This is a genomic window from Paenibacillus sp. N22P23, assembly GCF_059383735.1.
Genome location: NZ_JBXENT010000011.1, coordinates 46505 through 58663, shown reverse-complemented (window position 1 = coordinate 58663; position 12159 = coordinate 46505). Strand labels below are relative to the sequence as shown.

At 43.6% G+C, this 12159-nt stretch carries 16 protein-coding genes; 4 read left to right on the top strand and 12 right to left on the bottom strand.

Features of this window, described 5'->3' with window-relative positions:
• Positions 1-3 precede the first annotated feature (3 nt).
• Positions 4-924, bottom strand: coding sequence for an ABC transporter permease (locus AC506A_RS27455; RefSeq protein ID WP_495464188.1), 921 nt, complete (start codon positions 922-924; stop codon positions 4-6).
• A gap of 175 nt (positions 925-1099) precedes the next feature.
• Positions 1100-1876, bottom strand: a complete 777-nt coding sequence (locus tag AC506A_RS27450) for a TerC family protein (protein ID WP_495464187.1) — start codon at positions 1874-1876, stop codon at positions 1100-1102.
• Between the two features lie 244 nt (positions 1877-2120).
• Here AC506A_RS27450 and AC506A_RS27445 point away from each other — a divergent pair, with 244 nt between their 5' ends.
• Entirely contained in the window at positions 2121-2825 is a 705-nt protein-coding gene (locus AC506A_RS27445) for a DUF4386 domain-containing protein (protein ID WP_495464186.1), read from the top strand.
• 26 nt (positions 2826-2851) lie between these two features.
• Here AC506A_RS27445 and AC506A_RS27440 read toward each other — a convergent pair whose 3' ends face one another.
• The 4 genes from AC506A_RS27440 to pnuC are packed head-to-tail and all read right to left on the bottom strand — an operon-like array spanning position 2852 to position 6060.
• Positions 2852-3412, bottom strand: a complete 561-nt coding sequence (locus AC506A_RS27440) for a Crp/Fnr family transcriptional regulator (RefSeq protein ID WP_495464274.1) — start codon at positions 3410-3412, stop codon at positions 2852-2854.
• A 38-nt stretch (positions 3413-3450) separates the two neighbouring features.
• Positions 3451-4341 (bottom strand): NUDIX hydrolase, encoded by an 891-nt coding sequence (locus AC506A_RS27435; RefSeq protein WP_495464185.1) that lies wholly within the window; start codon positions 4339-4341, stop codon positions 3451-3453.
• A 34-nt stretch (positions 4342-4375) separates the two neighbouring features.
• Positions 4376-5386 carry an AAA family ATPase gene (locus AC506A_RS27430; RefSeq protein ID WP_495464184.1) on the bottom strand — a complete coding sequence of 337 codons (1011 nt, stop codon included), beginning with the start codon at positions 5384-5386 and terminating at the stop codon, positions 4376-4378.
• Positions 5383-6060: a nicotinamide riboside transporter PnuC gene (gene pnuC, locus AC506A_RS27425; protein ID WP_495464183.1), complete on the bottom strand. Its 678-nt coding sequence runs from the start codon at positions 6058-6060 to the stop codon at positions 5383-5385. The genes AC506A_RS27430 and pnuC overlap by 4 nt, the downstream gene beginning before the upstream one ends.
• Positions 6061-6321: 261 nt before the next feature.
• On the opposite strand from pnuC, the gene AC506A_RS27420 reads away from it, so the two are divergent.
• Genes AC506A_RS27420 through AC506A_RS27410 form a run of 3 tightly spaced genes read left to right on the top strand, consistent with a single transcriptional unit; the run spans position 6322 to position 7193 of the window.
• Positions 6322-6528, top strand: coding sequence for a helix-turn-helix transcriptional regulator (locus AC506A_RS27420; RefSeq protein WP_495464182.1), 207 nt, complete (start codon positions 6322-6324; stop codon positions 6526-6528).
• Complete coding sequence (locus AC506A_RS27415) at positions 6525-6956, top strand: hypothetical protein (RefSeq protein ID WP_495464181.1); 432 nt, start codon at positions 6525-6527, stop codon at positions 6954-6956. Before AC506A_RS27420 ends, AC506A_RS27415 begins: the two co-directional genes overlap by 4 nt.
• Positions 6957-7004: 48 nt before the next feature.
• Positions 7005-7193, top strand: a complete 189-nt coding sequence (locus tag AC506A_RS27410; RefSeq protein WP_495464180.1) for a hypothetical protein — start codon at positions 7005-7007, stop codon at positions 7191-7193.
• Between the two features lie 112 nt (positions 7194-7305).
• Here the strand turns inward: AC506A_RS27410 and AC506A_RS27405 are convergent, their stop codons facing one another.
• The 6 genes from AC506A_RS27405 to AC506A_RS27380 all read right to left on the bottom strand — a co-directional run bounded on the left by AC506A_RS27405 (position 7306) and on the right by AC506A_RS27380 (position 12135).
• Positions 7306-9045: an ABC-F family ATP-binding cassette domain-containing protein gene (locus AC506A_RS27405; protein WP_495464179.1), complete on the bottom strand. Its 1740-nt coding sequence runs from the start codon at positions 9043-9045 to the stop codon at positions 7306-7308.
• A 150-nt stretch (positions 9046-9195) separates the two neighbouring features.
• Positions 9196-9447: an EamA family transporter gene (locus AC506A_RS27400; RefSeq protein ID WP_495464273.1), complete on the bottom strand. Its 252-nt coding sequence runs from the start codon at positions 9445-9447 to the stop codon at positions 9196-9198.
• 303 nt (positions 9448-9750) lie between these two features.
• Positions 9751-10155, bottom strand: a complete 405-nt coding sequence (locus AC506A_RS27395; RefSeq protein ID WP_495464178.1) for a YflT domain-containing protein — start codon at positions 10153-10155, stop codon at positions 9751-9753.
• Positions 10156-10218: 63 nt separating this feature from the next.
• Positions 10219-10380 (bottom strand): DUF1328 domain-containing protein, encoded by a 162-nt coding sequence (locus AC506A_RS27390; protein WP_495464177.1) that lies wholly within the window; start codon positions 10378-10380, stop codon positions 10219-10221.
• 327 nt (positions 10381-10707) lie between these two features.
• The gene (locus AC506A_RS27385; protein WP_495464176.1) at positions 10708-11427 is read right to left on the bottom strand and encodes an SDR family NAD(P)-dependent oxidoreductase; all 720 of its coding nucleotides are present in this window, start codon (positions 11425-11427) and stop codon (positions 10708-10710) included.
• Positions 11428-11508: 81 nt separating this feature from the next.
• Positions 11509-12135, bottom strand: a complete 627-nt coding sequence (locus tag AC506A_RS27380) for an NAD(P)H-binding protein (protein ID WP_495464175.1) — start codon at positions 12133-12135, stop codon at positions 11509-11511.
• Between the last annotated feature and the right edge of the window lie 24 nt (positions 12136-12159).

The window sequence follows — 12159 nt, the reverse complement described above, 5'->3', positions numbered from 1 at the left end:
CCCCTACCAAATACTTCGATGAAGAAATTTTCTGCTGAGCATGTTCCCGATGACGATCAAGAGGAAGCCCACCACGGAGTTGAACAATCCGACCGCCGTGCTGAAGCTGTAATCCTGCTGCCCGAGGCCCATGCGGTACACGAATGTTCCGATGACGTCGCCAGTTTCGTACACGAGCGGATTGTACATCGTGAGAATCTGCTCGGTTCCCGCTTCCAACAGGCTGCCGATGCGCAGGATGAACATGAGGACAATCGTCGGCAGCATGCCTGGCAGCGAAACCGAGATCATCTGCCGGATCCGGCCCGCGCCGTCGATGGCGGCTGCTTCGTATTGCTCTTGCTCAATGCCTGCGATTGCGGCGATGAAGATAATCGCGTTCCATCCGATTTCCTTCCAGCCTGCCGTGAATACGATGATGCTGCGGAAAAAGTCATTGTCGGAAAGGAAGGAGATCGGCTCTCCGCCCAGCCACTTGATAAGCCCATTGACGATTCCGCTCGTAGGCGAAAGGATATTGATGAACAAACCCGAGATAATGACCCACGAAAGAAAGTGGGGCAAGTAAATGATCGTCTGGATCGCGCGCTTGAAGAACATGCGGCGCACTTCGTTCAGAAGCAGCGCGAGGACGATCGGAATCGGAAACAAGATGACAATTTTGTATAAACTGATCAATAGCGTATTGGTCAAAACCTGATAAAACTCGTCCGAGCGAATCAGCTTCTCAAACTGATTCAGCCCAACCCACTCGCTGCCGCCAATACCGCTGAAAATGTTGAAATCCTGAAACGCGATCAGAATGCCATACATCGGCGTGTATTTGAATAACAGCAGAAAGGCTAGCCCCGGCAGCACCAAAGCATACATATCCAGATTGCTTCGGATGACTTTCCATTGGCGTCCTACCTTGCCCAAATCCATCACCTCTTCCGTCTGTGTGTCTTTATTGTACGGAACAAGTCTAAATCGCTGTAGAAGCTAAACCATCGATTTCTGGTGCTTTCTTATAGTCTTCCGTCTTCTATGCCATAAAAAGAAAGAGGACCCGGTTAAGGTCCTCTCATGTATGTTTGCTTATCACCTATATTCCATCCGACTATCGTGCCCCAGTCTCGACTGATGATTTATTACCGGGAGTAAACCAACCGATAAGGGCAATTACAACCAAGACAGCATAGAAGACGATAGTCCAGCCCGTGCTATGAGGGAAATCGTGATCCAATACATGAATATCCTCATGGGCAAGCGTAATCACAGCTAGCTTAACCCCTACCCAAGCCACGATTGCATAAGCCGTAGTCTCTAGCGCCGGACGTTGTCCAAGCAGGTTTACAAACCAAGTAGCTGCATATTTAATTAATACCAACCCGGCAATTCCGCCAAGCACTACGACAATAAATTGCCCCCCATCCATGCCGCCGAACTCGCCGAGCGGTGAATCCGGCAGGCCAAGCGCAAGCGCGACCGCGGCGAGAATCGAATCAATCGCAAAGGCGAGATCGGCTAGCGCAATCTTGCCTACAGTAGGCCAAAAGCCTTTTCTTACGACTTCTTTCTTATCGCCCTTATGAATATTGTCATTCTTTTTGCCAAATCGCTCTTGGATGATGTGCTTCAGGCCTAAGTATAGAAGATAAGCTGCGCCGATCGCCTGTACCTGCCAAACATTTGCAATGAAAGAAATCGCGAAAAGAGCAGCAAAACGAAAGACAAAGGCCATAATGATGCCATAGTTGATCGCTCGTTTCTTCTGTTCATCCGGTAATCCCTTGGCAATGACCGCCAACACGAGCGCATTATCGGCCGACAACAAGCCTTCCAAACCGATAAGAATAATTAAAGCCCACGCATACTCCAACCATAATGAGTCCAACTTGATTCTCCCTTCTATGCCATAGTAAGTATAGCCAACTAACACATTCGTAAATAATGTTTACTTTGGCGACAGTAGATATACGTAAAAACCCACCAAGGGAGTTCAAATTTTCATAACGAATCTTCAAAAATAGATGCGAAAGCCCTCGCCTTGCAGAAATTAGTTCATTGACTTAAGTCAATGAACGTAAAAACCCTCCTAGTTACAATGGAATTACCACGTGTAACTAGGAGGGTCTCTGATGATTGTCCAAAGAAGAGCACTATCAGATCAGCGAAAGTCGGCACTAACCGCCGGTGTAGCACTCATGATCATGACGTTTGCCGCAATCTTTTCATATGGTTTTGTGCATGCAAGGATCCTGAAACAAGGCGACACAAGTGCCGTACTCCAGTACATTATTTCGCATCATCATCTCTTCAAAGCTGAAATTTTAGGTTGGATTATCATTCTGCTGTGCGATATTGTGGTAGCTTGGTCTTGCTATCTATTCCTGAAGCCCACAAATAATCATCTAGCGTTGCTTGGTGCATGGCTCCGCCTTGTTTATGTGACCCTATTGGGAATAGCGATCACAAATCTACTATTCGTGCTGCTGCTTACGATGAAGGCCGATTATTTATCAAGTTTTACCTCAAATCAACTTGGTGCGCAAGTGATGTTACATTTGAAAGCTTTTGACTCCATCTGGTCTCTCGGTTTAATCGTCTTTGGCGCGCATCTGCTCATTTTGGGAATATTAGCTCTCCAATCAGGCAGCGTTCCACGCTGGATCGGCATCCTACTGCTGTTAGCTTCAATGGGCTACATTCTCATTCACCTGAGTAAACTCTTTTTTGCGGATCATGAGGAAATTAGAAAGATATTCGAATTTGTTTTTACTGTACCTATGACAGCCGGGGAACTAGGCTTTGGATTGTGGTTGCTAACCAGGGGTGGGAAATAGACATGCACACCTGATAATCAGTTCAGCTATTTATGTTCTCGATGCATTCTCTTTTTAATTCTGCTTAGGGATTCCGGGGTAATTCCGAGAAAACTCGCCAATTGATGTTGAGGGACCCGCTCAATTAAAGAGGGGCGGTTCATTAACAGTGCCTTGAAGCGCTCTTCAGGCGAAGAAGCGATGAAAGCAGCGAATTCCGCTTGTACCTGACTGAAGTTCTCTTCAATCATCTTGCGAGTCATCGACTCCAATTGTGTGTACTTGGTATACATGTCTTTCTCCGTATCCAGGTCGCCAACGACCACCACAGAGTCTTCGACGCACTCGATGGTGTAGTCAGATGATTTGTCTTGCTTATGTTGATTTAGAATGGCGATAGCTTGCTCTTCAGTATAAAAGTTCGACGTAACTTCTCTTCCCTCTTCATCGATCGAATACTGTCTTATACATCCTTTCAGGATGAAATAACATTTTGAGGGTACCTCTCCTTGTCTAAAAAGAATGGTGCCCTTCTTAAATTCTTCGATATGAATCTCGTTCACGATCACTTGTTGTTCTTCCTCACTAAGGGAGGTTAATCGCGACATATAGTTGAATAAAATATGATCCACTTTCTCTCCTCCTTCTAAAAATCCTCTAAACTTTTTCGATACAAGCGGGACGGACGATGCCCGGCATGTTCAGTGTAATGATCCGTACCGACCACAAGATCAGCTACTTTACGTCGAAAAGCAGCTTTCAACAGCTCCTTATCCATAATCACCTCATAAACCTGCTGCAGCTCCGTCAAGGTAAACAAGGGCGACATCAAATGCAAGGCAATATCGGTATAATTCACTTTTCCACGTAGTCGCTCAATGGCATAGGCAATGATTTTCGCGTGGTCGAATGCCAATCCATTATTCGATACGATGGCGTATTCGGTTGACGTCGAGGTTGGCATTGCCGTTACCGTGCGATGCACAACTGCCGTAAGCTCTTCACCTTCGCTGCTTAGCTTGAGCTCATATTCCAGCGTTCTCGCAACCCCATTCTCGATACGCTCATTCCGCTCCTGCAGAACCCGATAGGCTACCCTGAACCAAGCAGCATCGGCGGCATCATCCCCTGAATTCAGCTGTACCTGGTCACTGTTGATTAAGGCCATATAGCTGCAACTCATCACCCAGGCGCGGGGATCCCGCCCTATATCGCTGAAGGTGTACAATTGCTCCAGATACACATTATCCACGCCTGTTTCCTCGTACAACTCCCTCGCAGCGGCCTGCTCCGTCGTCTCACCAAGTCGGACGAATCCGCCCGGAAGCGCCCATTTCCCTAAGAACGGATGCCCTCCCCGACGAATGAGCAGGACTCTTAACTCCTTCTCCGGAAGTTTTCGGTAGCTGTCGACTTCCGTGTCCGTTACGGTGAAAATAACCATGTCTGCCGCCACCGAAGGCCGCTCGTAATCCCCTACCCGGTATTGTTCCAAAAATTCGCGTTCCGTTAAGCCATCACGATCCAGCAAATCCAACGCCATTACCTCCTCTCTTTCTATATCTCCTTCATTAGCCGTGCAGCTCTCCAAAATAGTTCCGGTAAGGCTCGAACTTTGCCAAGACCTCGTCTACTTTACGCATTCGTTCCTCCAAGCTTCCCCTTAGCGTGATAAAGGGAATTCTACGCTCCTTCAAATCTGCAATGATTTGCTTATGAAAAACATGTCGTTTCTGATCGCCGCTGCGATCCCACGTATCATCGTATGGTATATCATCGTCACATAGAAAAAATAGATCATAACGCTGCGCGTTTTCTAGCGCAATCCGTGTTAAGCGCTCCGGAGCCCGGCCGTGGTAATCGAGGGCAAACATGTACGTGGTAATCGCATTCGTATCTACAAACAGATACCGGTTAGCTTGCAGAGAAGCCCGCTCTTCCCGCTCGATATGTCCCTCAGCGATATCATTGAATGCTTCCAAGCCGATTCTGCGGTCAACCTGATGTTCGGTCCAATAATCACGCCCATATTCGCTTGCGAAGGCTGTGCGATACCGCCTTGCCAGCGCTTCGGTTATTGTGGATTTTCCGGTTGACATCGCTCCCACAAAAACCACCTTCGTGATTAAATCTCTATATACGACATCACTAACAAATTCGCGGTACGTATAAGGATCGGAACGGACCATTGTGGCCGAAATCGGCACCTGCGCACGAGCTTCATCTACCCGCCGGTCCACTGCGCCTAAAGCGATACCCATATGTTCACCGTAAAACTCACTGGAGTAAAAATGCGTCACTTGCTCGCCCTTCAGCAGCCCCAGAATATACTGCTCCTCCCGAATCTCATGCTCCCGGTCGTTCGAATACCCGTCCGGACCGTCCCAAGCTTCGATCACCCGGACTGCCGGATACAGCTTGCGGATCCAGTTCGCCCGAATATGAAGCGGAATTGGGGTTACGGTCGTCTCATAGATCACCACAATCAGTTCGTCGACCTCTTGCAGTGCAGTCTCAATCATAAATTGATGCCCCTTATGCAGTGGAGCAAACTTCCCCAGCGTTAATCCAAGCGTCTTCATACCGACATCTCCTTCGTCCCTTTGCTCCAATTGTAGAAGCCGTATATTGCGTTAACCAAATAAGCGCTCCACAATACGATCATTAGTAAGCCTTCGTCACTGCCTTCCAGCATACGAATCACCCACAGCAGCACCGTAAATATATTCAAAATAATATAGAGCAGCCATTGTTCCTTGAATCTTCTGACCATCAAGAAGGTGGCTGCAATGGATAAGACCGTCGTAATAGCATCGATATAAGGAGAATTTTGACCCTGGATAAACGACAGTCCGAATCCTAGCAGTAGACAACCAATGATACAGACCGCCCCCACGAGGAGAAGACCTTTTAGCTCCATCTGTCGCATAGATAATTTGCCGTTCTGCCGGTTATTTTTCCACATGTAGAAGCCAATCACATTCATAGGAACAAAGAATAATAGATTCAGCATGACTTCTCCGAACAACCCATTGACGTAAGCCAAGTATGCGTAACCGATTGTATTGTACATCCCAAAAACATAACTCATCAGGTTTCCTTTTGCCGCGAGCACCACACACAGCACCCCGGTAATAAAGACCGTAAAACCAAGTAAGGAATCTTTAGAAATAACCGTAAACATGACAGCAATCGAGCTAAACAAAATCAACCAGGCGATTTCAAACCGATTCCAACCACCCCATGTTGTATTCAATTGCATCCCCTCCACTTTCAAGGCTTTTTTTGCACTGTGATCCAGCGCGTTTACTTAGTAATATGTTGATACTTACAGTTTGTTACTATCTAAATTACCTAAAATGCGATCAAGTTACAAGCGAAACGTGAAAAATGATTCGATAGTCACAGCAAAAAGAAGCACCGAATTATTGAAACGGAAAGCGTGCTTTACATTACTTGCATTGCACGATATACTTCCCTCATGGGAAGCTAGCTTTCCATAAGGAGGGCGAACACATTGAACAACCGTTTAGAAGAAATCCGCAAGCAACGCGGAATTAAGCAAGAAGAATTAGCAACGGCTCTTGAAGTGTCAAGGCAAACGATTGGTTCGCTGGAAAACGGACGTTATAACCCGTCGATCCTTTTAGCGTTCAAGATTGCTCGTTTTTTCGGTATGAGTATCGAAGAAATCTTTATTTATGAGGAGGATGAAAAGGAATGAAAAAAACGACTTCGTCTTATTTTTTTGCCGTTGTAGGCTTAGCACTACTAGCAGGTGGTCTGTACTTCATCAAGACAATGGAAGATCCACAAGGTATTTTGCGAGCGTTGCCTTATATCTGTTTTGGACTTGGCTGTAGTATTTTCGGTCACGGTATGGGGGAAATAGTCATCCAACGCGCTATGAAGAATGATTCCGCCGCAGCAAAGCAGCTCAAGATTGACATGAAAGATGAGCGTAATTTGGCAATCGCCAATCGTGCAAAAGCGAAAACATATGACATGGTGGTCTTTATGTTTGGAGCTTTAATTATACCAATTGCCTTAATGGGTATAGATTTAATAGTGGTAGTGCTATTGGTTTTTGCCTATATGTTTATCCTTGGGTATAACAGTTATTACCGTATCAAGTACTATAAAGAGATGTAATGATTGAAAGTCATATTTGACACACTTTAATCATAAGGAATGATGACAATGACGAAATTATCTTATAGTGGTTTAAAACATGGAGACAGTGATGTGGATATTAAATTATTAGTGGATATACAAAATGATTGGTTTGAGATCACGCATACCAAGGAAGTGTCTCAAGTAATGAATAAATCAACAGGTGAATATATCGTAGTACATCGAAATACCTTGAAATTTGAGGTTGTTTCATAATACGAAGAAAAGATATTTGGACCCCTTGCCGGTTCAGCATATCACTAAACAGCGAAAAACGAAGGAGCATGCCGCAGCCGCCCCTTCGTCATTTCAATCAGAGGGTTGTATTTTAAAGCAACTTAATCAGCCCTTCTAGCTCCTCAACCAATACCTTTGCAAGTTCAAAATTAGTATCTTTTAAAGCCAATTCTATCTTCATTTCAACTGCTCTTTTATTTTGTTCGGTTTCCAAATAGTCCTTATCAAAATGACTAGCATAAATCATCTCTCTAAATTTTTGCATACTCATTTTTCTAATCGTCTTATCGTCAATGATTAAAACATAATCCATACCGTTTACAACAGAATAGAAATCATGAGAAATCATGAGAATCGCACCTTTATAGTCTTCAATGGCTTTCTCCAGTGCTAGTTGTGAATAGGTGTCTAAATGGCTTGTCGGTTCATCAAGAAGCAATACGTTTGCTTTACTGGCAGAAACTTTAGCCAATTGAAGCATGTTTTTTTCTCCGCCAGATAAAGATCCTATCTTTTGATTAACGATTTCTCCTTCAAAGCCATAGTTTGAAATGTACGATCGAATCTCATCATAAGTTTTAAACCCAGCATCGATGAATTCTTCTAGTATTGTATTAGAATCCTTTAGCACTTCACCTTGCATTTGAGATAAATAAGCCATTTTAACATCAGCATTTATTGCAATTGAATCATGATTATTTTTGAAAATATCTCGGAGTAAAGTCGTTTTCCCGGTACCGTTTGAACCAATAATGGCTACTTTATCCGTAGATTTTATCTCAAAGTTAACATTGTCTAGAAGCAACTCATCAAAGGCAACACTATAATTATTGACATTTACAACAATGGTATCTTCAATTTCATGTTCAATACCAAAACTAATGTTCGGTTGCTTAATATCAACAAATGGCGCTTTAATTCTACGCGCTTCCAATCTTTCTTGAAACCTAACTCTGGCTTTTAATGCTTTCCCTCTAGATGCTTCTGAATTATAAGTTGCAATAACTCTTAGATTATTGATGATTTTCTCGTTTCTCTCGATTTCTTCTTCCTCAGCGACTGTGAGTTCTTGTAACTCAACTTTAGTCTGAAGTAATGAGAAGTTATAATCCAAATATCGCCCATCAAACTCTTGGATCTCCGTGTTTTCAAGGTGTATAATTTTATTGAAACAATGATTCAATAGATATCGGTTGTGCGTAACAACCAGCAGTATTCCTTTGTGAGAATTAATAAGATTTTTAAGCGCATTTAGGTTTTCGAAGTCTAAAAATACGTCTGGTTCGTCCATAATCATTACGTCGGGACTACTAAGCATTTCCTTCATCACTTGAATAAGTTTGAATTCCCCACCACTCAAGTCGGATACCCTAAGATCCTTTAGCTTCATGAGTTTTGCTAGATTTAGTTTCTTATTAATGTTGCTTTCAAAATCATCCCCACCGATTGAATCAAATGCATCTAAAGCTAATTGATACTTTTCGAGTAACGGCTCAATATCCGATGATGTCTCCATTTCAGTACAAATCGATTGAATTTCATTTTGTATTTTAATGAATTCATCTCCGATATATTCAAAAACAGTTGTTTCTTTGGTTCTGTCTAGCTGAGAGAACTGACTTACATACCTTATTTTGCAGGTTGGGTCTATCTCTAACTTGCCCTCGTACAGATATCTCTCCGGATCCATCAGTATATCGATCAATGTACTTTTCCCACTGCCACTTGTTCCTATAAAAGCGCAGTGTTGTGCCTCTTCAAGCGTAAATGAAATGTTTTTATATAGTTCTTTTTGCGGAAATGAGAAGGATAAGTGTTCAACTTTTATCATAGTGTTACCTTTCTTTATAGCTAGAATAGTGACTATTATTTAGATGCATTGCAAAATATAAATTTGAGTTTACCGTTGTTAGAGTAACACTGTTTACAACCAACTACAATCCATTTGCGTATTCCATTCCTTGGGGATCAAAGTTTTTGATTAATACATGCTCGATGCCTTCTTAGGGATCAATTGCTTCAAACTGTCCAGATTGATCCAGATGGTTCCGGCAATGATCGTAATCACGCCTATTACCGACACCCAGGTAATCGTCTCGCCATAAAATATCACTCCGATCGCGAGGGCAATCATCGGGGATACATAGAGAAATGTCGTCGGAAAGACGGGATTTGTTTTGGAGACGAGCCAATAGACAAGGCTTTGTCCGCGTTGATCGCGGTAGACGAAGATTCCGGAAATCGCTGAATGACCCGTTTAGTTTTGAACGAAAGCTTCCGGCAGTCCGTCTCCCTCGTTCCGGGCGTACTCTGTGATCCGCTTAGAGAGATGCGACCATGGATCCGTTTAAGCTATTCGTTCGCCAACGAGGGGCAATTGAGGGAGGGCGTCAAGCGGCTCGCGGAAATCGCTCGACGATACTAGGGGATGTAAACACTTGGATGCCGCATCCGTATCTCGGCGAAAAAAGCAGGGAGCATACCGAGTATGCTCCCTGCTTTTTTTATTTTTATTGAGTAGGTGCGTATGTTGACCTTAAAAAGCACCGAATCCCGGGTAGTAGTAGATTGTATCGTCATACTCATCGTTTTTGTATTCCCTGCCACCCCAGGCGATGACCAGGATTTTGTCCTCATCCATCTCTCTTTCGAGATACTCGGCATATTGATTGGAAATCCCAAGAGATCTCATCTTAGCACGAAGCTCATCGCCGGTCGAGCGGAACACATTGGCAATCGCTGTGCCGACTCCCTCATCGGATACGCCAATCTGCTCGGCATCCGTGTTCTTGGCGATTCTGGCCGTCCTGTCCTTGTCATGGGTCAGTACGAAGATGTTGTTCGAATCGTAGCCTTCGCGGCGGAAGCGATTAACCTCTCGTTGAACCTCGTTCAAGTTGCCAACCGTGTGTACCTTCGACGTCATCGTTTGGATTGTCATTGTAATTCCTCCTCGTTAATGAATGTTTAGAATTAGTTGAAGCTTGAGACTAGCAGCTTGTACCTATACTCGTCGTCTTCCGAACAGCAATGAAACCAAGAACATTACCAGGAAGACTACGAATAATATCTTCGCGAGACCGGCCAAAGCGGATGCGATGCCGAGAAAGCCGAATATGCCGGCGATGATTGCGAAGATGAAAAACATCAGTGCCCATCCTAGCATAACAATCACCTCTGCTTTCAAATGAACTTGCTTCCCTTGCTTAATAGTGGATTAACCATGTTGGTTAGGGTTGAAACTGCTGAATTGGAAATAGACCCTCCATAACTCATGCGCTATTCGGCTATTATATGAAAGGATTTTTTCGACAAATTTACAACGAATATAGCCTGGTTCAGATCTGCCCAAGCTGTGTAAGAATGCTCACGGTTGCAAGTCAATGATTTGGCGCACCATCTACAGAGCCAAAAAAAAACGGGGGCCGCATTGGCCCCCGTCCACGTTTATATTGTAACAAAGTTATTGCACTATCGTTCTCAAGCGAGTCGACTACGCATTTGTATCTAGCATGGCTGGAATATTTATTTCTTTTACACAAGAGGCTTTGGAAAGGTTCATTACGCATTTAACTAAGGAAACAATATCTTGAAGAGGAATCTGTGTGCCGTTATATGCGGACAAGACTTTCTCGATTCCATCTTCCAATGGAATTTGGGTTGCAATTTCACCGGGATTTATACAAGTCACACCGATCCCATATTTCTTTACATGCTCCCTTATAGAGTTTCCAATACCACGCAAACCGAACTTAGAAGCTGCAAATGAAACTTGCGTGAAATCATTATGTTCAAGACCTGCCGTAGATCCGATTAAGAAAACTTTTGCGTTATCTGACTTTTTCAGATTCGGTAAAAGCCTCTGTATACAGGTAATTGCGGAAGTAATATTTATATGAATGATGTTGGCGATCTCAGCTGGATCATCTTTTTCAAAATCATAGTCATCTCGAAACCCTTTGCTCTCCCATATCCCAACGTTATATATCAATACGTCTATTGTAGCGTCTTCTAATGTCTGCGCAATCAGATTGCTTGCGTCAGATTTCGCTAGATCAGCCTCAATCCAATATTTCAGGACACCATGTTCAAGCTCTAAACTGTTAGGATAAGTTCTAGAAACCAGCCAAACATGATCACCTTTTTCTGGTAATCCTTTGACGAATGCCTCACCCAAACCTTTACTTGCTCCGAAGATAATAAAATTTTTCATGAGTAATCCTTCCAATTCGCTCTACTTGTGATACGGTTCTCCGCGCTCTCTATAACGGCAAGTTTTGAAGCGCGCTAGCTCCTATAATAAATCATTCATTTCCTTCCAATGATAAATCTTTATTTTGTCAGATTGATGGTTTGCGGCATTGGACATTGCTCTAGCAATATTCCTGGCTTCCATGCCTTTGTAGCGGTTCATACCCGACATGAAAAATGGATTTAATGTTTTCCAGATTATCATCATCATTTTTTCTACTAGATGAAACTCCTTTCGCTTTCCCATAATCATGGAAGGGCGAAAGATGTGAGTATGTTCAAAATCCAATTCTATTAAATTCCTTTCGATTTCGCCTTTGACTCTCAGATAGGACAAACGCGAACTTAGACTAGCCCCTATTGCAGTAATTACAAAAACCGACTTAGCTCCCTTTTCTTTAGCGGTTCGTGCAGCTAGTACGGGATATTCCAAATCAACCTTCGGCGTAGTCCCACCTAACGCAATAAACGCTTCATCCGCCTCAATCCGATCTTGCAAAGAAGGCAAAGTACTATAATCCCCAATGAGCATGATTAGTTTCGGATGCTGGATGGGCAAGCGTTTTCGGACGATGGCTGTTATTTGCTCATAATCATTATGATTAAGTAATTGGTCGAGGAGATAGGATCCTGCGAAACCGCTTGCTCCGAAAATGACGGCTTTTTTCATATCGGTTACCTCTCCCTTAATAAC

Excerpts from the sequence above, each read along its gene's own strand:
- AC506A_RS27455 (WP_495464188.1), bottom strand. The coding sequence starts at position 924 with ATGGATTTGGGCAAGGTAGGACGCCAATGGAAAGTCATCCGAAGCAAT.
- AC506A_RS27445 (WP_495464186.1), top strand. The coding sequence starts at position 2,121 with ATGATTGTCCAAAGAAGAGCACTATCAGATCAGCGAAAGTCGGCACTA.
- AC506A_RS27440 (WP_495464274.1), bottom strand. The coding sequence starts at position 3,412 with ATGTCGCGATTAACCTCCCTTAGTGAGGAAGAACAACAAGTGATCGTG.
- AC506A_RS27430 (WP_495464184.1), bottom strand. The coding sequence starts at position 5,386 with ATGAAGACGCTTGGATTAACGCTGGGGAAGTTTGCTCCACTGCATAAG.
- AC506A_RS27415 (WP_495464181.1), top strand. The coding sequence starts at position 6,525 with ATGAAAAAAACGACTTCGTCTTATTTTTTTGCCGTTGTAGGCTTAGCA.
- AC506A_RS27410 (WP_495464180.1), top strand. The coding sequence starts at position 7,005 with ATGACGAAATTATCTTATAGTGGTTTAAAACATGGAGACAGTGATGTG.
- AC506A_RS27405 (WP_495464179.1), bottom strand. The coding sequence starts at position 9,045 with ATGATAAAAGTTGAACACTTATCCTTCTCATTTCCGCAAAAAGAACTA.
- AC506A_RS27395 (WP_495464178.1), bottom strand. The coding sequence starts at position 10,155 with ATGACAATCCAAACGATGACGTCGAAGGTACACACGGTTGGCAACTTG.
- AC506A_RS27390 (WP_495464177.1), bottom strand. The coding sequence starts at position 10,380 with ATGCTAGGATGGGCACTGATGTTTTTCATCTTCGCAATCATCGCCGGC.
- AC506A_RS27385 (WP_495464176.1), bottom strand. The coding sequence starts at position 11,427 with ATGAAAAATTTTATTATCTTCGGAGCAAGTAAAGGTTTGGGTGAGGCA.
- AC506A_RS27380 (WP_495464175.1), bottom strand. The coding sequence starts at position 12,135 with ATGAAAAAAGCCGTCATTTTCGGAGCAAGCGGTTTCGCAGGATCCTAT.